Here is a 24,218-nt window from a genome sequence, read left to right as displayed (position 1 = left end):
AAAACACGACTAACTGATATAAGAAACAAAATTTACTGCGTGCTACCTTTTATGCTTGCTGTGTCGGTATCAAATGCCGCCCCGCTTTTTTCATTAGGTGATAACGCCGACGTTTTCTTCAATTTGCAAACAGGGGTCAAGGCCGACTCTAACGTTACCGCTGCCGCTGCCAACGAGCGGGATGACGTTATTTTTACAGTTCGTCCCGGCCTTGAGCTTGATCTTGTTCGCGGTGAGTCGCAGGCAGATGGATCTTTAATCGTTCAGTCTACGAATTTGCGTTATTCTGATAACGAGATTTATAACGCTGAGAATTTGGGTGTTTTCGCCAATGGCAGTTATGAAGATGTGGTCTACTCATTTGGGGGTGCACTCAGTTTCGTGGAGGACCAAACAACGACACAGCGAATCGACTTAGATGGGCTGCTTGAGAGTGAAACTTTTGATGTTAGCGGCTATTTTCGATATGATTTTACCCAAAAGGTCGGCGTGCGCATCGGCGCCCAGTTCACTAATTTAGACTATGTTGGGGTTTTCGATGACCAACTGCCTGATCGCGAAACTGTAACACTTCCGCTCAAATTCTTCTACGCCTACTCCCCCAAACTCGATATCACGGCTGGATTTCGTTATCGCAATGCTGACATAGACAACCTGGGAACAGTAATTGGAAATGATCCGGAAGACATCCAATTTACGGTGGGTGTGGAAGGAGAATTGTTACCCAAACTTGTCGGATCTGTAGACGTCGGTTACCAAGAACGTAGTTTCCAGACTGGGAGTCTTGATGACACAGATACGCTTACGCTCGCAGCTGCTCTCGAGTATGCATTCTCACCCAAGTTAGGCTTGGTATTCTCTGCCAATCGCGACTTCGAAAGTGTCTCTGATGGAAATCCTATCGAGTCGACTAGCGCAAATTTTCAACTGAACTATTCCTATAATGAGTTCTGGTCAATTTCTGGGAATTTGGGTCTGCTTTATGATGATTTTAAGGCATCTAATCGTGAGGATGAGACTATCACTCTCGGAGTCTCAGGACAATACACTCCAAATGGATACTTAGCTTTGGGTGCTATTATTTACTACGCCAATATGGATTCTAATGAAGATCGGGACTTTGATAAGACCGTTGTGGAGTTCACTGCCACTTTGCGCTACTGATTTGTCGCGGTCTGAAACTAGGTCCTTCCGTTAATGTCTTGAGATTGCTGTGCACCGCAGCAATCTCTTTTTGTTTATGAAGATTTCTTTCACTTTATTCGTCGTAACTCTTTTTACATCGTCTGGTCTGTGGGGCCAAAGAATTGGAGAATCAAGGGACCAGGGATCAGGTGGGGGTAGCTCTGTTAATTATGTTATCCAGCCTTATGACTTACTGTTGTTTCGTGTCTTCCAAGAGCCCGATATGGACTCGGAAGTCAGAGTAGAAGCCGACGGTAGCGTAAGGTTACCGCTCATTGGTGACGTAAGCCTTTTTGGAAGGACATTATTAGATGCTCAGGAGCTACTTTTCAAACTCTATGACGCTGACTATCTGGTAAACCCACAAATAAATCTTCAGGTTCTTGAGTTCGCAGAACGAAAAGTTAATGTTCTTGGACAAGTGAATGGCCCTGGCTTTGTATTGATCCCGCCCGATAGGCCTCTTTTTTTGACGGATGCAGTGGCCGGCGCTGGGGGTCCAACGCGATTGGCCAATATGAAAAAGATTCAGCTCAAGCGGACACTGAACAATGGCGAAGTTATTTCTCGTGAGCTTAATATGGAACGCATTCTCTCTGACCCCCAATCAAGAGACTTTCCTCTTGAAGACGGAGATACTCTCTTCGTCCCCGAACGTGTATTTTAATTTTTAACATCCTCTATGACAAACATTCCTCCTCAGTATCCCCAGCCTAATCGACCCCCCGAACAGGGTGGTTCAAACAGGTCGAGTCGTGATCAAAGCGGTTACGGATATGGATATGGTTACGGATATGCTCAATATGGTGCCCAAGGCCCTGGCTATGGTTATGGTGGCTATGGCGCGGGAGAAAAGACTCCCCATCGATCGATCAAGGATTATTTGGTAATGTTCCGCGAGCGGATATGGTATTTTATCGTTACCTTCGCTCTGGTCCTCTCCTCTTCAATTCTCTATACCTATAATGCTACCCCGATTTATGAGTCGATAGCGACGGTTGAGATCTTGAGGGATGATCCAAACGCCTTAGGGAATCAGGCTATTGATTTAGATATCAACGAGATCCGTAGCGCGGAAGACCTGAATACTCAAGTGGGTCTCCTTGAGAGTATCGCAATCATCGAAAAGGTAGAACAACGGATGACGCCAGATGAACGCCAGCGATTTCTTGGGCCTTACCAAAATAGCTTCATGTCTGGGCCGGTGACTCCCTTGTCAGTTCTCGGAGATAACAGAGAAGTAACCCCGTTCAGACTGAGCTTGATGGTGGGAATTAGTTATCGACACCCAGATCAGGATATGGCGGCACGCGTCGCGAACTTATTTGCGGAAGAATTTATAAGCTATAATTTGTCACGCAGTATCGACACGTCTATGAAAGCTGTTGAGGACCTCAAAGTCAAAGCGGCACAACAGCGCTCGGAGGTAGAACGACTTCGTCGTGAGTTAGCTGACTTTCGCGAGCGTTACAATTCAGTTTCCTTGGACAGCGAAGAGAATATCGCGATCCAGGAACTTGTCCGCATCAACGACTTGGTGGTTTCAGCAAAAAGTGATTATGATAGAGCCCTCACTCTCTGGGAACAGATCCAGGAGTATCAAAAAGAAAGCCAAGATCTTTGGGAGGTTACGTTTATCGCTCAAAATCAACGCGTCGCTGAGTTGCTCAGTATAGTGTCCGCTAACAAAATCGAGATTTCCACTCTTGCGAAGCGTTATCGGGACAAAAACCCAAAGATGATTGCGGCTCGCGAGGCTTTGAGAGAGTCCGAAGTTGAGCTCGATCGAGCTTTGGAGACGGCCGTGAGAGAGGCATTTTCGGCATACGAGCAGACCCAGAATAATTACGAGTCGGCTCAACAACGCCTTCAAGCCCAAGAGACTGAGTTGATCGAGTTATCTAAACTCAAGGTTGAGTATGAGTCACTAGAGTCGGACCTTCGCGTTCAAGAATTGTTTTATCAGGATCTTGTTGCCCGATATTCCCAGGAAAGCACACAGGTTAATATCAAGAATCCAAATGCTCGCATCGTCGATCGAGCGCGGCCCCCTGTATCACCATCGTCGCCGAAGCCCTTGCTGAATATTGCTTTGGGCCTCGTTGGAGGTGGAGCCGCTGGTTTGGGCTTGGTTTTCCTACTCGCTTTTCTAGATGACAAAGTGAAAACTGCTTTTGACATCGAGGCAGTCGTAGGCGTGCCGCTGGTTGGTATTGTTCCCCGGATCAAGCGCTTAGATGCATCAGAGAAGCCACAGGCTGCAGCGGGTAATCATGACCGGCATGTGACAGAGGCGTTTAGGTCTATTCACTCCACACTTCGCTTGAATGAAGATAGCCGAGATGCTCAGGTAATTATCACAACGTCGACTGTCCCCAGTGAAGGGAAGTCATTTTGCTCAACCAATCTTGCGCTCACTTACGCCACTCACGGTGAAAAAGTCTTGCTTCTAGACGGCGACCTTCGGCTTCCCAATGTTGCCAAGTCTCTCGAAATGGAAGTATCGCATGGTATTGTTACGCACTTCGAACAAGGTGACGATCTAGATAAGTGTATCGTAAAGGAGCTTTATCCGAATCTTGACGTATTGCCGGCTGGGGCCAAGGCGAAGAATCCGACGCAGATCCTGAACAGTCCCCGCATAGAGGAGTTATTTACAGATCTTAGGAAGCAATATACAAAAATAATCGTCGATACACCGCCGCTGGCCGCTGTCTCTGATACTCTTAATCTCTTGGGTCATGCGGATGGCCTGATCTACGTAATCAAATTTAATACCGTTAAGCGACGCAGCGCCAAGATGAATGTGCGTCGACTGTTGGATTCCAATACACCTGTTTTCGGCGCAATTCTTAATAATATAGGCCTGAATATTTCCTCTTACTACTATTCCCACTACTACGATAGCGCTTACAGTGACTACTATGTGAAAATAGATGAGGACCAACGCGGTGAGATCTTAGCTAGGAACGAACAAGCCTAGGACAACAATATACTTCTCTCGCTGATTAATGAGGATGAAGAGGCTTGTCGTTTTACGCCGTGAATCGTGCGTGAAACGACTCCAACGAGTTACTAAATGTCGAATGAACACTCGCAAAGACTTCATCCAGATCAAGTGTTTGGTCCCCTTGGTGGCATCGTTTCTCTATAGAACGGCATAACATGGACAAGCGTTGTAAGCCCATATTACCCGAGCTGCCTGCTACAAAGTGTATGTGTCGCGCCAACGCTGGGAGGTCTCGCTTACCACAAGCTTCTCTGATTTCGGCGAGTTTTGGATGATTTTCCTCTTCGAAGAGAGAAATTAACTCAATAAGAAGCGGCCCGGCGCTATCGAGGTCGTCTCCAACGATTGGCGTGAGTTGGCTATCGTCAATAAATGGAATGTTGGAATCGGCTAGCATCACTGTATCGATCATTGATACAGGGTGTAGTCGGACATGTATCCGATAATTAAAACAAAACGCTTACATAGCTTAGATCACGTGGGTGATGTAGCCAGCTGATTACGAATTTCTTGCAACAACTCTATCGTGCTGAAGGGTTTAGTGAAAACGGCACGTGCGCCGGCATTCAAGAGGCTATTTTTAACGGTCTCTCTCCCTTGACCAGTAACCATGAGCACTGGGATGTTGGTCAAATGTTCTCTAATCCTGAGTTCGTTGAGAATATCCATTCCTGTTGCTCCAGGCATAACATAGTCGAGTAATATCAGAGCAGGTCGGATACTTTCGATCCTCGTCAAAACATCGCGGCCGTCCCGACAAATGACAACAGAGTACGATTCACGCATTAGATTGAACTCCAGTAGCTTTGCCATGACTGGATCGTCTTCAGCAACGAGAATCGTCAATTTTTCTTGTTCTTCCATATTATGCAGGTTTGGTCGTCCGCAAGTGATTGAGGCGAAGAATATTGGCTTATGTGTGTTTGTATTCGAGTCCAGAATACATCTGGCTCGTCATCGATGTGCTCAAGGGTGAAATCGTAGAATGCGTCCCAGCCCCAGATCTCGTCATTCGTCTCCCACTCAAATAGACCATCAGTAACAAGGATGATGCTGGATATATCCAGGCGATTGAAAGACTCCACTGGATATACCGAGTCATCGAAGATGCCCATGGGTGGGCCTGATGGAGAAACTCCGTAAGGTTCGCCTTGATCTCTGGGAAATAAAAGGACGTTTGAGTGACCTGCATTGATTACGTCAATACGACCGGAGATAGCATCAACTTTCGCGACTGCGACCGTAGCGAATAGCGTCATCTCTCCTACCAGACTGCAGACGATTCTGTTTAGTTTTTGGCTGAGGTCAGTCAAACTAAGATCATTCTCAAGGAGGATACGAGTTGCAGTGCGTATCATCACCGCTAGGAATGCCGCCGAGACTCCTTTTCCCATTACATCAACGATGACGAGATGAAGGGAGCCATTCGGTGAATAGAGTGCTTCGGCGTAATCACCGGACACTTCGCGTGCGCTTACACGCCGGACAATCAATCTGGATGCATCATAGTCATCTGGAACCCGAGTCGGGAGGAGAGTATTTTGAATGGTTGATGCGATCTCAAGCTCCTTGAGTGCCTGGTTTTCTCGGCTTCGCACAACGGCATGGTTTGCGTTGGCGATGGCTATTCCAAACAAATCTGAGAAGGTACGAAGCGTATTGATCTGAGCAGCATTAAAAGGCATATAAGATTCCGTTCTTAGCCATGTGAGTGCGCCGAGCGTGGTATCTCCTGCCCGAATCGGTATGCACGATCCCGACTGGTAGCTCGTATCATTATTCTCCAAACGAAATCGTTCTGGATCCTCTGCATCCCATATGATGTCCAGCTCTTTTTTGAGTGCCTCTCTGACACATTCCGGATCATTCTCATCAGTGGAGAGCTGGCTTCCGGGGATGGTGTTTAACTCATCCCGAATCGACTGCTGCAGTGCGCTTGAGTAAGAAAGGATGTAATCGTCAGCTGGAACAACATGCTTCAAGTCCTTCAAGGCCTTCTCGATAAACGAAGCGATTGTATTTGAGTGAATGAGCGCATCGCCCAAGCGATAAAATGCTGCAAGGCTCTCATAGCACAAGGAGATCTCGGCTAATGCTTGTTCGAGGATACCGTCCTGGTCACTTCCATCTGTCGGAGCTGGAATGCCCGGGTGGCGTTTGTAGAGGACCTGTTGATAACCTTGAGGTCCATTCCAGTGTTCAAGGCGGTCACAAAAGTGATGGATGAGGAACAGACCGCGGCCAGAGGTGGACTCTGGATTCCCGTCATCTTCTAGTTCGAGCTCATTTAGCCTGTTGGCTGGCGGTCCGTTTCCCGAGTCCTGGATCGCGACCGTGACTACATCGCCTTCCTGATTCCAACTAATAGAAACAATCTTCTCAGGATCTAGGTTCGAACCATGGCGGATTGCGTTTACAATCGCCTCGGTGAATATCAAGAGCCACGCGTGGCAGTCCTCGTGTGAAATGCCAGCATCATTTAAAAAATCTTCAAAAGCGTCGCGAGCTGGGTCTATGGCTTCCAGGGTAGCAGGCAGGATCATACGTTTTCCGCGCGATACAGACTCAGAAACCGACAATGCCATAGCAGAAAACTTTAACTTGGGCGTTGGCTTGTCGACACATTTTATGACCTCATGAGTACCACCCAGGAATATGATTTTGAGCTAGGAGCCAATGGCACGCTACTCGACGTTCACCTTTCAGTCCCAAAGTTTGACGCGGCACGCGTGCCTGTATTCCAGGCTCAGCTAGAAGAGGCATGGGAAAATAGTATAGAAAGAGTGAGGATCTTCATGGGTGATGTAGCATTTATCGACAGCTCAGGCATAGGAGCTTTACTGGCGGTTCAGAAAAAAATCGCCGAAGTAAACGAGGCCATTGAGCTACATACGAGTCAGAGCAATGTGATCTCCATTCTAGAATTGCTCCGTCTACAACGCGTCTTCCACATTATCTCTGAATAGTTTTTTGGTGCAAATCACAGGAGCATATACGAGCTACGATTACTCCAATCCTTACGGTCAAAGCGGACCTGCGGATGGTATCAAATCTAGCCAGTCTAACGACGGTGCAAAGCAAGTCCTAGATTCTCAGACTAATGCTCGGCAGGCAGATCCAGACGGAAATCCCTACTATCAAGACCCACTCCAGATTCAGCCGGGCTTGGCTCGTTTTGGATATGTGACTGGGCAGGAATTTGACACGGGTCTCGGATCAGAGCGTGCTAGTGGTCTTAACGGTCTAAACGAATTCATATCTAAGGCTAACGGCGGTGCTCGTAGCGGTGATGCAGTGGGCGATTTGGAACAGCGAGATAACGAGGTGCGGTCTCATGAGATGGCGCATCTCGCTGCTGCTGGGTCTCTGGCTCGTGGTGGCATGCAGCTTCAGTATCAAGTCGGACCCGATGGCAAAGCCTATGCCGTAGGTGGGTCTGTTCAGATAGATACTTCGGAGGGTTCAACGCCCTAAGAGACTTTGCAAAAGGCGCAACAGATTATCTCTGCTGCGACGGCACCTTCAGATCCAAGTCCTCAAGATCTGCGCGTAGCTGCCCAAGCGCGTGCCATGATGGCGAAGGCACAGGCAGAAATAGCTGAGGAGCAACGTGCTGCATTGACCAGTGGAGGCGCAGCGACCGTGCAGGCCGCATACGCCGCCGGAGCTGGAGTCGCAGATCCGGGAAAGGATCTCGGCTCCCAGATTAGCATCGCAGCTTAGTGTCGTTCGCTCCCAGTAAATCCGCACCGGATGGTGTGGTTTAGTCGCGAAGCATCGGCAGAAAAATTGGCTGCGACCTTCAGTTAAATGACTGATTTTCGTGTAAACGCCTGAAAAGAGGATGCTCCATGAGAGAGTCAGGAGATCCGTCGGCGACTATTCTGCCTTGATCAAATAATAGAATGCGGTCGGCGTCGCGAATGGTGCTAAATCTGTGAGCTACAATAAGGACAGTTCGATTTTGGCTAATTTCCTTAAGGGCTTTCTGGATAGCTAATTCACTGTCCAAATCTAGAGCAGAAGTCGCTTCGTCCAGAATGAGAACCGGGGCTTGCCTCAAAAACGCCCTGGCCAATGCAATACGCTGCTTCTGTCCACCACTCAGTAGGCTCCCACGCTCACCAGAGCTGGAGTCGTAACCATGAGGCAGTGAAAGAATAAAGTCGTGGATATGGGCCGCGCGAGCGGCAGCTTCAACTTCATCATCCGTTGCATCTGGACGACCCATGCGTATGTTCTCACGCAGACTATCCTGAAATAATATGGGCTCCTGGCTCACCAGAGCTATATGCTGCCTAAGCGTATGCAGATGTATCGATTGAGCCGACTGGTCATCAAATCGGATTTCACCGTCGGTTGGATCAAAAAAGCGTGGCACCATACTGACGAAGGAGGATTTTCCAGCTCCACTCGGACCCACGATTGCCACGGTTTGTCCAGCGGGAATGTCCAGATTTAATTCTTCCAGTATCAGTTTATCGCCATATCCGAAACTTACCCCGTGGAATGAAATTTTTCCGGAAAGCGTGATGTCAGTCTTTGCATCACTTGTATTCTCGACCGTGATTGGCTCGTTTAGAATGGCCTCTATTCGATCCAATGCGCCGGTGCCGCGGTTGATATTGTTATGCACCACGCCGAGTTTTTTGACCGGGTCGTAGCAGAGGTAGAGGGCCATCACCAAGGCAGTAAACTGATCCAGTGTCGTTCCATTGCGCGCTGCGAAAAAGAGCGCCAAGCCAATGCCCAGGGTAGAGATCCATTCGATGAGTGGGGACAACAATCGATAGTTGGCGAGCACTCGATACTGGGCTTGGGCAAGGCTCTTCATTTGGCTCTGAAACGCTGAGTTTGCTTTCTCCTCGAGTCCGTAGGCTCGAATCTCTCGACTTGCCGAGAGGTTTTCATTGATGAGCTCGGAAAGGTTACCCGCTTTGTCTTGCTGGATGCGGGCCTTTTTTATCATACGTTTTCCGATCAAACGGATAGGAAGCACACAGATTGGGATGGTCAAAGCAGCCAGGAGGATGAACAGCAGGTCGTCGTTCTTAACGGTCTGATAAACGAGAAATCCGAACGCGCCCATCAGAACCACAGGTTGCCGGATTAAATCGTTGGCACTCTCGGTGATTACTTGTTGGAGAAGTTGTGTGTCCTGGGTGAGCCTAGCGTGGATCTCACCCGTAGATCGCTTGGAGAAAAAGCCCAGATGTAATGCCTGGATCTTGGCAAACATATGGTTTCTTAACCAGCGTACGAATTGCAGCCCGACGTAGTTAATCGCCAAGGTATTTGCGTAACCGCTTAGTCCACGAATAAAGAAAACCGCGGGTAGAATTGCGGCATAGCCGAGAAGTTCCCAAGTCCTCAGTGTTGTGCCGCCGCTGAAGACGATCGGAAAAATCTTTTCCACCATGAATGGCAGTCCAAATCCTGTCGCAACGGCGTGGATAATCCCAGCTACTACACCCAGGATGTAGATGTGTTTGTAGGGTGCTAGTTGTCTGAAATATGGAAAAAAGCGTCGCATGCTAATGTGTGCGGAGTCTGAGCAGCATCATTGCGGAAGACCGAAATGCTCAAGGAGTAACTTTGCCGCTTCGATGGGCTCGGTTTCCGATGGGATGGGTGCCGTATGGGTAAATCCCTTGCGCGGCTTTGCTTTGGGCGTTGCGGCGAATCGTTGAGATGTCTTCATTCGAGCGATTAAGCCATCTTCATCCGTAGCGCTTCGAAAGGTAATTACGGTATCGATAAATCGGTAAGAAAGAAGGCGGAAATCTTCTTTGGAAACCCATTCATCGCCCACCCCGGCAGATTCGGCTTCCGCTAGGACTTTATGATGCGCTACTAGGATGATCCAGGCATCGGGTCGATGTTGGCGGATCTGGGAGACAGCTTCAAACAGGGGGGGCGCTAATTCATGATTATCGGGTAGGCGCAAGCAGAGCCGAAAAGTGCGTGGCACCTCTGTTAATCCCAACAACGCCAAAGTCTCATTAAGCTTGTTCTTCTTGTGATCAATGCGCAGCCGTTTAACGGGCTCTGTCTGTCCTCGCCAACGATTGTGCGACCATAGCCAGTCAGGAATCATGAACGTATTCTGTTTGAGTAAGCTCTCTAGACGCTGTTGTGCCCCTATGGTGACGTGCAGTGGTGATGCTAACCAGCGCTCATCAAGTAATTTTGCTCGGTAGGTGCCCTGCCAGAAACCGGTGCGCTCGAACCAGGCGAAGAGGACAGAAGCTCCAAATTTTTGTGCCATTAAACCCGGCAAATCTGTCGCTGTGCACACACGATTGAAAAACAAGGTAACGACGCCTGAGTCCCTTACATTTTGGTCGAATAATATCGCGACCATACCATTGCTACGAAGCGTTTTCATGGCTGCATTCAATCCACTTTTACGCGACAACAGACGCATGCCGAAGCGCGTCCGATTATTGCGTATATGTGAGTCCAAAGTTTTGTTTTCAAGAGGACGATAGATGCAAGACACTTGAGCCTCCAGGGTCTCGGGCAGTGCGTGGGGAAGCCAGGGCATCATCTCCATTGCGGTCAGATGAGGCACTAGGACGACGATTGGCTTCTTCTTCGCCTGCGCCGCCAGGTGGATTGCCCTCGCTTCTGGATCCAAGGTAAATCGCCTCTGTATGGCGCCTTCGCTAATCGCTCCTGAGCAAAATGAAAGCAGTCCCATTTCGACCATACGGGCGGTACTCGTCCGTGTCCATGCGTCTAGCTGGATGCGGTCGGTCCGAGGAAATGCATGGTCGAGATTAGAGTAGATAACCTGACGCCGCTTCTTCGAGATAAGGAGTATAATACGGGCAAAACCTTTGCAAATAGACTCTAGGATAGAGTCGGGCATTTGTGCGATGAGCCAAGCGATTCCGTGAAGTATGATTCGCATAGGTATGTTTAAGGGCCTAAGCCGAGAGTGGGTCTAAAGCCTCTGAAAAAGCTTCGATAATGCTATCAATCGGTTCACTGCCGACAGAGATGCGCAACAGATCAGGATCTATACCAGATTCCCAGAGCTGATTGCGTCCCGACTCTGTGCTCACAAGGTCGTAGTGAGCCAAATACATGAAAGGGCAACAGAGTGTGAAGCGCGTTCCAAAACTCGGACCCTTTGCGAGGGCAAGGCGTTCGTAAAACTCGGCCATGCGATCGGGCCGTCGTAAGTAAATAGTGATGATGCTTCCTGGGCCGCCTCCTTTTTTTCGCACTTTCGAGAATCGGCGATGATTCGTCACTGCCTCGGCCCAAAATACCCGTCGCACGGCACGATGTGCCTCCAGAAATCTGGCTAACTTGCGGCAATTGGCATTGATCAGCTGTGCATAATGAGTCCAGGAGCCGATTTCCACAGCCATCCTTGCAAGATCACCTGTAAACGGTGTTTCGACGTAATGACGTAGATCTGCGAGCCAGCGCTCCGTCCATGGCTGCAAAACTCCAGGCATCACAGCACCCATCATAATATCACCCTCATTGGCAGCATACTTTGTCAGACTGGTGACAATAATATCCGCATAATCGGTGACATCGACATTTGCTATGCTCGCTAGGGTTGGATCAACCAGTAGGATGGCTCCCTCAGCATCGCAGAGTCGTCTTATCGCGTTCAGCTCAGCTGTCTGAACTAACGGGTTTGTTGGAGCTTCAGTGATGACGCCTGCGATCTTTCCGGAATGCTCATGAAATGCAGACTTAACCGCTACAAGATCGCTCGCGTCGCAAATTGTGACGACTTCAGTGCGCGATTTGCCCAGCTTATTAATCACGTGAGTGGTATCGAGGTAGAGCCAGCCTAGTTGAATCCAGATAGATTTGCCGACCTCGCCCTGTATGGATTCCGCGGCTTTAAATCCCGCATAAAAGGCATTCATTCCGCTGTTCGTAAGCGTTATGCGTTCCTCGTGGATCCCCGAATGCTTGGCAATTGCGTTGGTCACCAATTGATCGGGATAAGCGTAGTTTCTCGATTCTCTCTGAGCCGCCTCGGGCTTTAAATGCCCTAGATTAGCAAGAACTTGCTCAGCTTCCCTCGAAGAAATTCCGATGCCTGTGTGCTGAAGAAATTCTTTTGCGCGTTTGCGATACTTTCTTCGCCCTGGATATGCGACGTATGGAACCTCGTGATGAAAACCATGGGATATATCGCCTCCACCAAGATGACGGCAGAGCCGTGAAATCGATTGATCCGAATTGAGAAGTGCTAGCTCATGACCTTCGAATCCAAGCTCCTTCTTAAATATCTCCCTGAGCTTTTCTATGTATACATGGACTACGAATCGAGGATAGCCTGACTTTAGTTCATTTAAGACCTGTGGATCGTTTTCTTCGTATCCGATCACCGCGTTCATATCGGGCAAGCTCGAGCTGACCGCATGAGCGGACGCGGGAATTTGAGCACCGAGAGGGTAGTGTGGCATAACCAAAAAAGCCGCCTATATTGAGGCGGCTTTTATAAAAGTGGTTCCCCGATAAGGATTCGAACCTCAACTAAATGGACCAAAACCATCTGTGCTACCATTACACCATCAGGGAGTAGGAAATTCTCTAAAGTGATTTTGTGGGTCACTCAGTCAAGACAAATTCAAAAGAACTCGAGTTGGCTTGTGTTTGGCGATGGGCGCGAATGAGCAAGCCAATCGTTGATGCCAAATGTCTCAAATGCCTCCATATGAGAAATGTGTCGGAATAATACCGCCGAGGCGATAGCGTCATACAACGCACAGTGAGGTTGGCATCGATCAGTTGGGCAAAATGCGCACGTGTGATGATCTAGAGTCTCAATCAAATCGAATTGCGCGACCAAATCCATCAACCCACAGGAAGCAACATCGCGGAAGAGGTTTGGTACGAGCCACCGTGTGTCGATCCACGGTCCCCACCCAGAAGCATCGACTTCATCCCCGAATGAAGGAAATATACCGCCGTGCGGCCAGACTTGATTGATGAGCGTGTTTTCCACCACATGGTTATGTGCGGCAAATAAACCGTTTTCTCGCAATGAACGAAACAGCTCCCAACTGTTTTCCATGGGTTCGCAGCCTTCGACGGCATTGTTTGTGATTCCGTGGACTTCAATTTCGCGCGAAAACAGCGTTGCACGCGCCCCACACAAGCGTGTGTGCGTTGTCTCCAATCTACCCATGCGTAACGTCGTAATGCCAAATTCGACTACCCCGGTCCGGGTCGAACCCTCGAAGTCGATGAAATGGATGTCCGGAATTTTGGGTGCCATACGCACTCTTTAGAGTCTTAAATGACTATTGAGCGAACTCGATCCTGTTGAAAAGCCTGACTTAGCTTCAGCGCCGTGACGCTACTGTGATAGCCAAGGGGACAGAGAAATGGTGGCTCTGCCTATCTTGTATTAGAGTCGGTTCCAAGAGGCATCGTCGAAAGAGAAAAACCAGGCTGTGTTATCGACTGTCTGCAGGTAAAGCCACGCGTTGTCATCCGCACTGAAGAAATACGGGTAAGCTTCTGACGTGGTGTATACCCAGTTTTGACCCGGAATATACCACCAAATTTCTCCATCCTCTTGCTCGACGGAATAGACATAGCCAATGGGGTCGACGTAGATCCATCCATCACCCTGATTGCTAGCACTGACCGAAACAGGAACGCGAACGAGGGCGTCAAAGATGGGCGAATAAAACCAGTTCTCTCCGAGAGAGTCTGTCTGCCGGCTCCACCAATTGTCCGGCTGCGCTGAGGTGGTGTAATCACCCAAAATTGAAATCTTGCCATCGCTGTCTACAAAATCAGTAGCATCTCGCGGTTTGGCACGCGCGTCGACTCCGCGAGACTCCTTCACTATATCAAACGGAATCCCAGTCCCGTCATAGCTATAGCCGGTAATGTCCTCAAGAGATGTGGTGCTTACAATGCCGTCGCCACTGTCAAATACCGGCGCTCCCAAAATGCGGTCAAGAAAGCCCCCATCCGTAGTGAATACGAAGCGTACTGCACCGTAGCCGTGTACCAGCCATTCCACGCTGGTTGAGGTAATGTCTTCTCCGGGAATAGTGAGGGGGTCTGTCTGTAGGTCACCGCCGATTAACTCGGTCGTGGTGGTGGTATTACTAGTAATTTCAGTGACTCTTACGAGTGCTACATATGCGTCTGTCGTTTCGCTCGGATCTTCGGCTCCCAAAAGCAAGTTATCCACTGTCTGGAAGCCGGCATAGACATAGCGCACTGATGAATTACTGATCGTGGTGGTGCGCGATAGGTCGAAGCCGTGATTTTCTCCTAGGGTCAGGTTTAGAGCCTCCCCTTCGATCTCGGTGATACTTTCACCCACCGTGTCGTAGCTGTAGACTTGTCCGATGGTAGCAGTAGGCAAAATAATGATGGGTGGGTTGCCTGTGCGCTGCCCCAATACCACCTCTTCAGTGTTTTCATCATAGAAGAAACTAGCTGTCGAATCTGTTGGGGTGTTTGCATTGTAGGAGTACACTCGGAATCCGAATTGCGCGACTCCCTCGCTCGTGAGAGAGTAGTCTTGCTGGGTCCGCGTCAGTGGGAAATCAGAGAAACCACCGAGCTCCAGTGAGTCATCCTGCACAACGAACGCACCTTCCATGCCTGGATAAATCACCTGGACTCCAGAACCGTCATAAAGATTTTCAGAGTTCGATGAAGAGATACCCCCGAAGTTGTTGTATCTATCGCTTGCAGTCCATTCGGGCTGAGTGAGCTGCGGGTAAAATCCTAGATTAGATTCTTGGGCTTTGACGGTAGTAGCCAGCGTAGGCAATAGAAGGGAGATCAATAAATAGGTGTTAAGGGGGCCTTTTATCATCATTACTGTGTAAATGAAAAAGGCTTTGGATGACAATATTCTCTTTGATCGATTGTTAAAATAAATTGAAGGCAGCTTTGGTAAGTCACTGGAAATCAGTGGTGGAGGAGCTGATGTATAGAGGAAGTCTAACGCTCGTTACGCGTCCCGCCGCTTAAGCTCCAAACAGCCCTCAGGCATGATTTCTATAATTATTAGGCGTGATGCCAGTCTTTTGTTTGAACTGACGCGAGAAGAAGTAGACGTCGCGATAACCGAGTTCGTGAGCGATTGTTTCTAGGGTCGCGGAGCTATTGCGGAGACGGTTGCGTGCAGCCATGATGCGCGTGTTGATGAGAAAAGAGTTTGGAGATTGACCGGCATGTTGTTTAAACAGTCGTGAAAAGTGGGAACGCGAAAGGCCGCAGAAGCGTGCCATAGCATCCACGTCGTTGATCGTATCCCCTAAGGAGCGGTATATATGCGCCATAAGTTCATCCATCTTTCTGCTCATGGGGTTCTGGCCAGCCTCTCTGAAATCCTTATAAGCCATGAGCAACAATTGTTCGCCTATCCCAGATTTTTGTGAGACTGTTACGGGATCATTGGTATTATTAAGACTTTCTCCATAGTCAGCGAGCGCACGAAACGTGACCATGTCGCGAATTTGAAATCCATGACAAGTTTCTACGAGAGGCCCACCTTGGACGGCTTGTGTTTTTTCCAAGAGGAAGTGAATAGCGAGATTCCAGAGGCAGTCGCCGACTTTTTGTTCGGCACTGATCTGTGCTCCTGGGTTCAAAATGAATCCTGTTCCAGGCTGAAATGGGTATCTTATGCCATCGATAGACATAATCCCTGAACCTTCAATGGCTACCCAGAGGTTGAAGTGGTTATTCATTTTCTTCCGCCAGGTCCAATAGCGTTTAGGATGTCTAAAAAGGTTCAGGCTCTTTATTGTAAAATTCCCAATTGGCGACGAATTCATGATTCAATAATGCAAAAAATAGCATGTGAATCCATTCTAAATATTAGGTGTACTATTGTATCTTAGTGGGATGGAAGAAAAGAAAACCGTTCGATTTGGAATAGTGGGGATGGGTGCCATGGGGGTGAATCATGCCAACAAATTAAAGGCTGGGGAAGTTCCTCAATTGGAACTCGCCGCTGTTTGCGATGCAGATGAAGAACGCCTTGCAAATTACGAAGAGTTTGCACGTTTCACAGACCCAAAGGAGATGTTTGAGTCGGGCGAAGTTGACGCCGTCATCATCGCCACCCCTCACTTTGCACACACGACTGTCGGCATCCAAGCCCTCGACGCTGGCCTGCACGTGATCGTGGAAAAACCTGTGTCCGTGCACATCGCAGATTGCGACCAGCTGTTAGCCGCCCACAGAGATACAAATCAAGTATTTGCAGCGATGCTGAATCAACGTACCGACCCTCATTATGTGAAATTACGCAAATTGATTCAGAGTGGGGAACTGGGCGAAGTCCGGCGGGTTAACTGGATCATTACAGACTGGTACCGCACGCAAAGTTATTATGATGGAGCTGGCTGGAAAGCGACTTGGAAAGGTGAAGGCGGAGCTGTATTGATGAATCAGTGTCCGCATCAGCTTGATTTGCTCTGCTGGCTATTTGGTAAGCCTGAGAGAGTTCGCGCCTTTTGCCAGTATGGCAAATTTCACGACATTGAGACCGAAGATTCTGCAACGGCCTACATGGAGTTTCCAAATGGCGCTACGGGCGTTTTCATTACGACGACAGGAGAGGCACCTGGAACCAACCGACTGGAAATCGCGGCGGATCGAGGCAAGGTTGTAATCGAAACCGGAGTAAGCGGCATCCGCTGGACGCGCACGGAAACGAGCGTTCAGGAGCATATTAATAACGAACCCGGAGGATTTACGCGCCCGGGAGTCTGGAACATAGACATTCCGGTAAAAGGTAAGGGCGAGCAACATGTCGGGATCCTAAAGAATTTCGCCGAGGCTATTCTAAAAGGCGAAGACCTGATAGCACCGGCCTCAGAGGGCCGTGATGCTGTCGAACTATGTAATGCGATGCTTTACTCTAGCTTTACCGACCAGACGGTAGAACTTCCTCTGGACGGTGAGGCTTATGTCGCTGAACTTCAGCGCAAAATCGATGAATCGACGTTTGAGAAGAAGGTGAATAAAAATGCTGCAAGCAGTGCAGATTTTGAGAACTCGTTTGGAGGCGCATAGAAATTATTATGAGTGATGACGACATGAAAGGAATGATGCGGGCACCCAAGGCTGAGAAGCCTGAGCCCGTAGTCGAGACGGGTGAATTTATCTTTGCCGCTGCGTTTTTTGACCACGGTCATATTAACGGTCAAACTAATGGTCTGCGTGATGCGGGCGGCGTGTGCAAGTGGGCGTGGGATCCAGATCCGAAAAAGCTAGATCAATTTCTTGAGAAACACCCAGAAGTCGCTCGAGCTTCCAGTTTTGAGCAGATATTGGAAGACCCTGAGGTTCATCTGGTCACTGCCGCTGCGGTCCCGAGCGAGCGCTCATCGATCGGGATTCAAGTAATGCAAGCCGGCAAGGATTATTACACAGACAAGTCTCCATTTACGACATTGGAGCAGCTTGAGGAGGTCAGAAAAGTGGTCGCGGATACGAAGAAAAAGTATTTCTGTGACTTTTCTGAGCGTCTACACACCGAGTCTGCTTGGCATGCTACGGATTTGATCAACCAAGGAGCCATCGGCAGAGTCTTGCAGGTGTTGATTTTAGCGCCACATACCTTGAACAAGAACCTCCGACCGGATTGGTTTTTTGATAAAGAAAAGTATGGCGGAATCTTGACTGACATAGGCTCTCACCAATTCGAACAGTTTTTAGCTTATGGAGGTGCTCGAGACGCCACGATTAATTACGCCCGTGTCGACAACTTTGAGAATCCCGATAAGCCCGGTTTAGAGGACTTTGGTGAGGCGTCGCTGACTCTCAGTAATGGAGTATCTTGCTATACACGTATCGACTGGTTTTCTGCTGACGGAGTGCGGGCATTTGGAGATGGCCGAGTGTTTGTCCTTGGGACTGAGGGATCAATTGAAATTCGGAAATACACCGACCTAGCAACAGATCCTCACGAAAAACAAATCATCTACTTGTGTGACCACAAAGGTGAGCACAGAATTCCATGTAAAGGGCGTATCGGCTATCCATTTTACGGTCAGTTTGTCCTGGATTGTTTAAATCGGACCGAGCACGCGATGGACCAAGACTATGTGTTCAAGGCAGCTGAGCTTTCTATGCTTGCCCAAAAGTTTGCTGACGAAAGTCGATCCTCTTAGATGCTATGATAACACTAGATCAAATTGGCCTAACCCTTTACACCACGCGGGAATATCAGCGAACGCTTCCAGATCTCAAAGACTCCCTGAAGCGTGTCGCTGATATCGGCTATCAGAATGTCCAAATTAGTGGGATCGCTAAGGATTTAATCGAGCCAGAAGCACTTGTTGAACTGTGTTCTGAGAATGATCTGAAGATCGTAGCGACGCATGAGCCAGCCCTCGATATAATTAACGAGCCCGAACTGGTAGCAGAACGCCTTAAGCGTTTGGGATGCCGCTATACAGCTTATCCTTATCCGGCTGAAGTAGATCTGGACGATCGTTCATCAATCGAAAAATTTGCCCAAGATCTCGAGCGTGCGGGGAAGGTTTTGTCGGAGCAGGGTAAAGTGCTCATGTATCACAACCATGCTATGGAATTCCGCAAATTTCCTGGGTCAAAATCGACGATTTTGGAATATCTGTATGCCGAAACTACCTCTGCTAATTTACAAGGAGAGATCGATACATACTGGGTCCAGTTGGGAGGTCAGAGCCCAGCTGCTTGGTGCAAGAAACTAACGGGAAGACTCCCCGTACTTCATCTTAAAGACTACAAAATCAAAGGAAATAAAGACCCTGATTATTGCGAGATCGGTGAGGGCAATCTGGACATCCCTGGCATCCTACAGGCAGCGTCAGAGGCTGGCACCAAGTATGTTATTGTAGAGCAAGACACGTGTGATGGAGATCCCTTTGATTCAATCGCAACGAGTTATGCTTACCTCAGTGATCTGTTGAGCTGAGATCTTGAGAGTATAGCTTTTTGGCGGGCCCTGATTTTGTTGGGGTCCGTTTTTTGTGTACATGGCAGATCGGGAGTTAAGTATCGATCTGGTTAATATATTACATTTTGGCGCGTCTAGGTCGACCTACGTGGGGCCTTATTCGAGGTACTAATTAATCAATTAATGTCATGAAACTAGACCTGCCGACTATCTGCCTTGTAACATCGATCCTATTTCTTATCCAAGCTGCGCGCGCTGTGGATATCGATCTGAACGGATCTGCTGATGTAACATACATGAGTCGCCTCATGGATAAAGGAGGCAAATATTATGGCGACGAAGCCGCGCTCCTTCAGTCGGTCCATCTCAACATTGGAGACACGGGCTTAGGCATTACTGTAGCCCACCGCAGTGCATTGGGCGGAGAGTTTGCGGCAAAAGAGCGAATCGATTACAAGATCGGATACGGGAACACAGTTTTCGACGGCGAGGCTTTCCAGGTCAATTATGGCATGGGCTGGGTGTATCACCATCATCACAATGGAGGAAGCGTCTACCCCAACTACCATGAATGGGAGCTGTCTCTCAAGTTCCCCAAATTACTTCCTGGTGGATGGGTGCCTTCCTATAAGATAGCCGCCGAGCACGGAATCGGCGACACCATCGCTGATGCGGATTTCTGGCACCAATTCGCAATTTCTAAGAGTTTTGAGTTTGAAAGCATTCCAGCACCTATCGGTTTCTTTGCGGATATCGCCTACAGGGACGGACTTGGGGGTATCAACGCGTGGACTCATGTCACCGTTGGATTGGATACCCAGTTTGAGATTATTGAAAGCCTCTCACTGGCTTCGGCAGTCTATCATCAATTTTCGCTATCAGACGAGCTGACTGATGAGGATGTCACCTATGCTGTGGTTAGCCTTAAATATGATTTTTGACCAAAGCTGACCTCTGGCGTAGACCCGATTCCATCAAATTAAAATGGGGTGGAAGACCGGATTCGAACCGGCGACCCCCTGAACCACAATCAGGTGCTCTAACCAGCTGAGCTACGACCACCATAAAAAGATTTGTGGAGGAAATATCTGGTCTAAGAGCGTGTCAATGGCTGATTATCTGAAGATTTCTTATTGGGGTGTGACCAGAAGTGCGGGGCATACTCATGTTTTGTAGGGTGATCGCGAGAGCGATTGCCTTCGAACGGATCAAAGTTCAAGTCAAGCAATGGCTGTCGCCATCACTCCACGCGTATGATCTAAGCTCAAAATTTGATACCCCGATGCCCATTCTGGCGCACTTTTCGCATGGAGGTTGAATATGAAGGCTCTTTTGCATGGCTGCTTAAGCATTTTGATTCTGTCCCAATTCGGTGCTTTCGCTCAGTCTGGTCGAGATCCGATCTATGAAACCTCTTCGATCTTCAAACCGGTCGTGGGCTATGAGGGTATGGTGTCGACGCAAAATTTCTACGCAACCGAAGCCGCTGCTGAAGTATTGAAGAAAGGGGGCAATGCGGTCGACGCTGCAGTGGCTGCTGGCTTTGTTTTGTCGGTGACGCTGCCCCGAGCAGGCAACCTAGGTGGGGGAGGATTCATGCTCATACACGATGCCGAGTCGGGAGAAACATGGGCATTGGATCACCGTGAGACGGCGCCAGCGGCTGCGTCTCGTGACATGTATCTCGATAGCTAGGGCAATGTGGACCGCCAATCGGTTAACTTTAGTTATCTGTCTGCTGGAGTCCCAGGAACGGTTAGAGGGATGCAAGCGGCACTCGAGCGTTATGGTTCTATGTCATGGCGCGAGGTGATCGAACCCGCGCTTATACTCGCCCGCGATGGCTTCACAGTCACCCAAGACCTCCACTACAATTTAAAGCGTGCTCAGGAGCGTTTGTCTAAGAGTAGCTACACTCAAGAGCTCTATTACGGCACCGGCAATGAAGTGCCGGCGGTGGGAACCACGCTTAAACTTCCCGATCTGGCACAGACGCTCCAAACCCTCTCAGATGCGGGGCCTGATGCGTTCTATACAGGTGATATCGCTGAAAAAATCGCTGAGGACATGGCTGCCCATGGGGGGCTAATTTCCCTTAAGGATCTCAAAGACTATGAAGTAGCCTGGCGTCCGGTGGTGGAAGGGGATTATCGGGGTTACACAATCCAATCGATGCCTCCGTCAAGTTCAGGTGGTGTGCATCTCATTCAAATGCTCAACATCCTTGAGGGCTATCCCATCTCGGAATATGGGCATAATACAGCGCAGACCATACACCTTATGGCTGAAGCGATGCGCAGCGCCTATGCCGATCGGTCGAGGTTTTTGGGTGATACAGACTTTGTAGATGTGCCGATGGCTGGACTCACCTCGAAGGCCTACGCCGCGGATCTACGCTCTAGCATCCCAATAGATTCGGCGAGGGTCAGCGCTGACCTGGGCCCGAGCGACCCTCATCCCTTTAATGAAAGCCCGGAGACCACGCACTATTCTGTCGTCGATGCTAAAGGAAATGCCGTCTCCTGTACCACGACACTCCGTTTCAGCTATGGAAATGGGATCGCGGCTAAGGGCTTGGGTTTTCTCTATAACAACAACATGGGTAATTTCGCGGCCAAGCCCGGCACAGCGGATGCCTTTGGGCTCATTGGGGCAGAGGCTAACGCTATCGAGCCCGGCAAACGCATGCTCAGTTCGATGACGCCCGTTATTGTGTTGAAAGATGGCAAAGCGCACCTGGTCACTGGATCACCCGGGGGCTCACGCATCATCACTGTCGTGATGCAAGTGATCATGAACGTCATTGATCACGAACTGAACATCGCGGAAGCCACGTCGGCTCCACGAATTCACCACCAATGGCTTCCTGATGCCCTCGGGGTTGAAAAGACCCTTAATTACGATACCCGCCGCCTCCTGGAAGCCATGGGTCACACCGTTAAAGAGAGCAGCTCTGCTTCGGGTAGTACCCAGAGTATCATGCTCATCGATGGTATCTTCTATGGTGCCTCCGATACCCGTCGCGAAAATGCCCTGACTGTGGGGATTCCTTGAGCAGTTTGAGGCCATTTACTGAATCGAATACACAGTCATCCCATAGGAACTCTAATTTTTCCTGGACCAGTAGAGTAGAGAGCAACAAGTGGCTTTCGCCAACTTGTTGCTCTCTACTCTACTGGTCAAAATTATGGGATATTTGTGAACCGATTACAGTAAATATTAATGCAAAGTGTTGCGCTGTATATAAAACAGATTGATACAGATCTAATGTCTCAATCGCAGACAAAAGTAAACCTATGGGTTCAGCCAGTTCGATGGGTTATCAGTATACTGGCTCTGACAGGAATCTGTGTCATCTTGGCCTCTATCCCAACGGGCGAGATTCCTGATGGAGTTACTGAGGGACAGGGGCACTGGAGCTCATTGCTGCCACCATTGGTAGCCGTGGTTTTTGCTATTGGTTTCCGTTCCCTGGTGGGCGCGCTCAGTCTGGCATTCGTCACCGGTGCGATGCTTCAATTTGGTGTGAACCCGGTGGTCTTTGTCCCGGCTTCGATTCGCGAGTTTTTGATAGCCAATATACTTGGGCAGTTCTCACTCTATATTTTTGGATTTCTATTCGCCCTCGTGGGTATGTTTCACGTGCTCTATAAAAGCGGGGGTATTCAGGGATTAGCAGCGATCTTTATGCGTGTGGCCAAGAGCTCGCGTTCTGCAAAAATGGCGACATTCGGTGCGGGCCTAATGATCTTTTTTGATGATTATTCCAATACGGTCGTGGTCGGTCAAACGATGCGGACTCTTACAGATCGTTTCCGTATCTCGCGCGAAAAGCTTGCTTATATTGTCGACTCTACAACGGCGCCGGTTGCGGGCTTAGCGTTGATTTCCAGTTGGATCGCTTTTGAGGTCTGGCTACTTGGTTCGACAGCCCAATCGCTGGGACTTGAAACGGGAGGGTATGAGATCTTTGTCCAGATGCTTCCAGTGCGTTTCTATTGCTGGGGAACGCTGATTTTTATCTTCATCAATATTATGACGCGCCGGGACTTTGGTCCGATGCTCAAAGCAGAGCAACGCGCGCGGGATACAGGTGCCATCATCGCAGAGAATGCACGTCCTTTATTGCGTGAAAATAGTGAGCGACTGGATCCACCTGAAGGAACGCCTTACCGCTGGATCAACGCTGCGTTACCCTTGGCGACCGTCATGTTTTGTCTCATTGCTGGCATCTTATATGTGGGGGCGAGTCGTTTGGCTCGGGATGGGATTGATCCTGAATTTTTCAGTGCTGCCGGGCTGCGCGATATTTTCGGTATCACCGTTTACGACCCGAGTCTGCCGGAAGGGGGGCCTGGTGTGCCGTTAATCCTCTTTTGGGCTGCGGTCGTTGGCGGCGTGCTCGCTATCGCGATGCCGGTGGCTCAACGCATACTCAAAGTGAGAGAAGCTGTGTTTGCCTATGCTGGCTCGATCCCGACTCTGGCAGTCACGCTTTTCATTCTGCCTATGGCTTGGGCGATGAAATCGATTTGCGAAGCCTTGGGTACGAGCTACTATCTACTTTCGCTGGTGGGTGATGTGCTGCCGCTTGCCGCTGTGCCGTTGCTGACGTTTATACTGGCGGCCGGTATGGCCATGGCTATGGGGACTAGCTGGGGGACGATGGGCGTGATGATCCCGATCATGCTGCCCTTTGCTTGGACGCTGGGCATGGATAATCCATCTCAGATGGCCATTTTCATTCTTACGGCGGCTGCGGTGCTCGACGGGGCAATTTTTGGCGATCACTGCAGTCCCATTTCAGATACGACAGTGCTTTCTTCTTTGGCAACCGGTAGCGATCATCTTCACCACGTTGCGACCCAACTGCCCTATGCGGTTACGACGATGGTGATCGCGAGCCTGTGTGGCTATACTTTGGTCGCGGTCACTGGCATGAGCGCCCTCGTTTATTTCGCTCTATTCCCAGTCATGGCTTGGAGTGTCCTCCGGATTGTGGGACGTCGGGTCGAAGAAGAAACCTTAACTAAGGTCACAGCCATCCCATAGGGATGCGCTAAAAAATTAAAAAGTGGTTGGCTCTGGCGGACTTCCGATCAAGGAAGTCAG

General features: G+C 49.3%; 18 protein-coding genes, 2 tRNA genes and 2 pseudogenes. 11 read left to right on the top strand and 11 right to left on the bottom strand.

Annotated elements, in window-relative coordinates; all coding sequences use genetic code 11:
* Window positions 1-51 precede the first annotated feature (51 nt).
* From HRU10_06670 to HRU10_06660, 3 genes are all read left to right on the top strand, one after another.
* Window positions 52-1,164 (top strand): outer membrane beta-barrel protein, encoded by a 1,113-nt coding sequence (locus HRU10_06670; GenBank protein NRA26915.1) that lies wholly within the window; start codon window positions 52-54, stop codon window positions 1,162-1,164.
* A 76-nt stretch (window positions 1,165-1,240) separates the two neighbouring features.
* A complete protein-coding gene (locus HRU10_06665) occupies window positions 1,241-1,852 on the top strand; it encodes a polysaccharide biosynthesis/export family protein (GenBank protein NRA26914.1) in 612 nt (203 codons plus the stop codon).
* Between the two features lie 15 nt (window positions 1,853-1,867).
* Window positions 1,868-4,168, top strand: a complete 2,301-nt coding sequence (locus tag HRU10_06660) for a polysaccharide biosynthesis tyrosine autokinase (GenBank protein NRA26913.1) — start codon at window positions 1,868-1,870, stop codon at window positions 4,166-4,168.
* A gap of 52 nt (window positions 4,169-4,220) precedes the next feature.
* Here the strand turns inward: HRU10_06660 and HRU10_06655 are convergent, their stop codons facing one another.
* The 3 genes from HRU10_06655 to HRU10_06645 form a co-directional block, all read right to left on the bottom strand.
* Window positions 4,221-4,607 (bottom strand): Hpt domain-containing protein, encoded by a 387-nt coding sequence (locus tag HRU10_06655; GenBank protein ID NRA26912.1) that lies wholly within the window; start codon window positions 4,605-4,607, stop codon window positions 4,221-4,223.
* A gap of 62 nt (window positions 4,608-4,669) precedes the next feature.
* Window positions 4,670-5,059, bottom strand: coding sequence for a response regulator (locus HRU10_06650; GenBank protein ID NRA26911.1), 390 nt, complete (start codon window positions 5,057-5,059; stop codon window positions 4,670-4,672).
* Window positions 5,038-6,780 carry a SpoIIE family protein phosphatase gene (locus HRU10_06645; GenBank protein ID NRA26910.1) on the bottom strand — a complete coding sequence of 581 codons (1,743 nt, stop codon included), beginning with the start codon at window positions 6,778-6,780 and terminating at the stop codon, window positions 5,038-5,040. The genes HRU10_06650 and HRU10_06645 overlap by 22 nt, the downstream gene beginning before the upstream one ends.
* A 51-nt stretch (window positions 6,781-6,831) precedes the next feature.
* On the opposite strand from HRU10_06645, the gene HRU10_06640 reads away from it, so the two are divergent.
* Together HRU10_06640 and HRU10_06635 are read left to right on the top strand one after the other, a co-directional pair.
* Window positions 6,832-7,161: an STAS domain-containing protein gene (locus HRU10_06640; protein ID NRA26909.1), complete on the top strand. Its 330-nt coding sequence runs from the start codon at window positions 6,832-6,834 to the stop codon at window positions 7,159-7,161.
* Window positions 7,162-7,498: 337 nt separating this feature from the next.
* A pseudogene (locus HRU10_06635) lies at window positions 7,499-7,918 on the top strand (hypothetical protein).
* Between the two features lie 79 nt (window positions 7,919-7,997).
* Here HRU10_06635 and HRU10_06630 read toward each other — a convergent pair.
* The 7 genes from HRU10_06630 to HRU10_06600 all read right to left on the bottom strand — a co-directional run bounded on the left by HRU10_06630 (window position 7,998) and on the right by HRU10_06600 (window position 15,903).
* Window positions 7,998-9,728 carry an ABC transporter ATP-binding protein gene (locus HRU10_06630; GenBank protein NRA26908.1) on the bottom strand — a complete coding sequence of 577 codons (1,731 nt, stop codon included), beginning with the start codon at window positions 9,726-9,728 and terminating at the stop codon, window positions 7,998-8,000.
* Between the two features lie 27 nt (window positions 9,729-9,755).
* Window positions 9,756-11,111, bottom strand: coding sequence for a hypothetical protein (locus tag HRU10_06625; protein NRA26907.1), 1,356 nt, complete (start codon window positions 11,109-11,111; stop codon window positions 9,756-9,758).
* A 16-nt stretch (window positions 11,112-11,127) separates the two neighbouring features.
* Window positions 11,128-12,639: a PLP-dependent transferase gene (locus HRU10_06620; protein ID NRA26906.1), complete on the bottom strand. Its 1,512-nt coding sequence runs from the start codon at window positions 12,637-12,639 to the stop codon at window positions 11,128-11,130.
* 41 nt (window positions 12,640-12,680) lie between these two features.
* Window positions 12,681-12,754 (bottom strand) — tRNA-Gln (locus tag HRU10_06615).
* A gap of 49 nt (window positions 12,755-12,803) precedes the next feature.
* Window positions 12,804-13,454 carry a 3'-5' exonuclease gene (locus HRU10_06610; GenBank protein NRA26905.1) on the bottom strand — a complete coding sequence of 217 codons (651 nt, stop codon included), beginning with the start codon at window positions 13,452-13,454 and terminating at the stop codon, window positions 12,804-12,806.
* 132 nt (window positions 13,455-13,586) lie between these two features.
* Window positions 13,587-15,026, bottom strand: a complete 1,440-nt coding sequence (locus tag HRU10_06605) for a hypothetical protein (GenBank protein NRA26904.1) — start codon at window positions 15,024-15,026, stop codon at window positions 13,587-13,589.
* A gap of 169 nt (window positions 15,027-15,195) precedes the next feature.
* Window positions 15,196-15,903 (bottom strand): helix-turn-helix transcriptional regulator, encoded by a 708-nt coding sequence (locus HRU10_06600; protein NRA26903.1) that lies wholly within the window; start codon window positions 15,901-15,903, stop codon window positions 15,196-15,198.
* A 157-nt stretch (window positions 15,904-16,060) separates the two neighbouring features.
* Between HRU10_06600 and HRU10_06595 the strand changes: the two genes are divergently transcribed.
* The 4 genes from HRU10_06595 to HRU10_06580 all read left to right on the top strand — a co-directional run bounded on the left by HRU10_06595 (window position 16,061) and on the right by HRU10_06580 (window position 20,047).
* Window positions 16,061-17,236: a Gfo/Idh/MocA family oxidoreductase gene (locus HRU10_06595; GenBank protein ID NRA26902.1), complete on the top strand. Its 1,176-nt coding sequence runs from the start codon at window positions 16,061-16,063 to the stop codon at window positions 17,234-17,236.
* A gap of 8 nt (window positions 17,237-17,244) precedes the next feature.
* The gene (locus tag HRU10_06590; GenBank protein NRA26901.1) at window positions 17,245-18,336 is read left to right on the top strand and encodes a Gfo/Idh/MocA family oxidoreductase; all 1,092 of its coding nucleotides are present in this window, start codon (window positions 17,245-17,247) and stop codon (window positions 18,334-18,336) included.
* Window positions 18,337-18,341: 5 nt separating this feature from the next.
* Entirely contained in the window at window positions 18,342-19,124 is a 783-nt protein-coding gene (locus HRU10_06585; GenBank protein ID NRA26900.1) for a sugar phosphate isomerase/epimerase, read from the top strand.
* A 170-nt stretch (window positions 19,125-19,294) separates the two neighbouring features.
* Window positions 19,295-20,047 carry a hypothetical protein gene (locus HRU10_06580; protein NRA26899.1) on the top strand — a complete coding sequence of 251 codons (753 nt, stop codon included), beginning with the start codon at window positions 19,295-19,297 and terminating at the stop codon, window positions 20,045-20,047.
* 44 nt (window positions 20,048-20,091) lie between these two features.
* On the opposite strand, the gene HRU10_06575 is transcribed toward HRU10_06580, so the two are convergent.
* Window positions 20,092-20,168, bottom strand: a tRNA-His gene (locus HRU10_06575).
* Window positions 20,169-20,426: 258 nt separating this feature from the next.
* Between HRU10_06575 and ggt the strand changes: the two are divergent.
* Together ggt and HRU10_06565 are read left to right on the top strand one after the other, a co-directional pair.
* Window positions 20,427-22,160 (top strand): annotated as a pseudogene (ggt, locus tag HRU10_06570) (gamma-glutamyltransferase).
* 213 nt (window positions 22,161-22,373) lie between these two features.
* Window positions 22,374-24,158, top strand: coding sequence for a hypothetical protein (locus HRU10_06565; GenBank protein ID NRA26898.1), 1,785 nt, complete (start codon window positions 22,374-22,376; stop codon window positions 24,156-24,158).
* Window positions 24,159-24,218 lie beyond the last annotated feature (60 nt).

It is taken from the genome of Opitutales bacterium, assembly GCA_013215165.1.
GTDB lineage: Bacteria > Verrucomicrobiota > Verrucomicrobiia > Opitutales > JABSRG01 > JABSRG01.
This window is presented reverse-complemented; position numbering and strand designations above follow the sequence as displayed.

Coding starts and splice junctions, on each gene's coding strand:
- HRU10_06670 (NRA26915.1), top strand. CDS start 52: ATGCTTGCTGTGTCGGTATCAAATGCCGCCCCGCTTTTTTCATTAGGT.
- HRU10_06665 (NRA26914.1), top strand. CDS start 1,241: ATGAAGATTTCTTTCACTTTATTCGTCGTAACTCTTTTTACATCGTCT.
- HRU10_06660 (NRA26913.1), top strand. CDS start 1,868: ATGACAAACATTCCTCCTCAGTATCCCCAGCCTAATCGACCCCCCGAA.
- HRU10_06655 (NRA26912.1), bottom strand. CDS start 4,607: ATGATCGATACAGTGATGCTAGCCGATTCCAACATTCCATTTATTGAC.
- HRU10_06650 (NRA26911.1), bottom strand. CDS start 5,059: ATGGAAGAACAAGAAAAATTGACGATTCTCGTTGCTGAAGACGATCCA.
- HRU10_06645 (NRA26910.1), bottom strand. CDS start 6,780: ATGGCATTGTCGGTTTCTGAGTCTGTATCGCGCGGAAAACGTATGATC.
- HRU10_06640 (NRA26909.1), top strand. CDS start 6,832: ATGAGTACCACCCAGGAATATGATTTTGAGCTAGGAGCCAATGGCACG.
- HRU10_06630 (NRA26908.1), bottom strand. CDS start 9,728: ATGCGACGCTTTTTTCCATATTTCAGACAACTAGCACCCTACAAACAC.
- HRU10_06625 (NRA26907.1), bottom strand. CDS start 11,111: ATGCGAATCATACTTCACGGAATCGCTTGGCTCATCGCACAAATGCCC.
- HRU10_06620 (NRA26906.1), bottom strand. CDS start 12,639: ATGCCACACTACCCTCTCGGTGCTCAAATTCCCGCGTCCGCTCATGCG.
- HRU10_06610 (NRA26905.1), bottom strand. CDS start 13,454: ATGGCACCCAAAATTCCGGACATCCATTTCATCGACTTCGAGGGTTCG.
- HRU10_06605 (NRA26904.1), bottom strand. CDS start 15,026: ATGATGATAAAAGGCCCCCTTAACACCTATTTATTGATCTCCCTTCTA.
- HRU10_06600 (NRA26903.1), bottom strand. CDS start 15,903: ATGAATAACCACTTCAACCTCTGGGTAGCCATTGAAGGTTCAGGGATT.
- HRU10_06595 (NRA26902.1), top strand. CDS start 16,061: ATGGAAGAAAAGAAAACCGTTCGATTTGGAATAGTGGGGATGGGTGCC.
- HRU10_06590 (NRA26901.1), top strand. CDS start 17,245: ATGAGTGATGACGACATGAAAGGAATGATGCGGGCACCCAAGGCTGAG.
- HRU10_06585 (NRA26900.1), top strand. CDS start 18,342: ATGATAACACTAGATCAAATTGGCCTAACCCTTTACACCACGCGGGAA.
- HRU10_06580 (NRA26899.1), top strand. CDS start 19,295: ATGAAACTAGACCTGCCGACTATCTGCCTTGTAACATCGATCCTATTT.
- HRU10_06565 (NRA26898.1), top strand. CDS start 22,374: ATGTCTCAATCGCAGACAAAAGTAAACCTATGGGTTCAGCCAGTTCGA.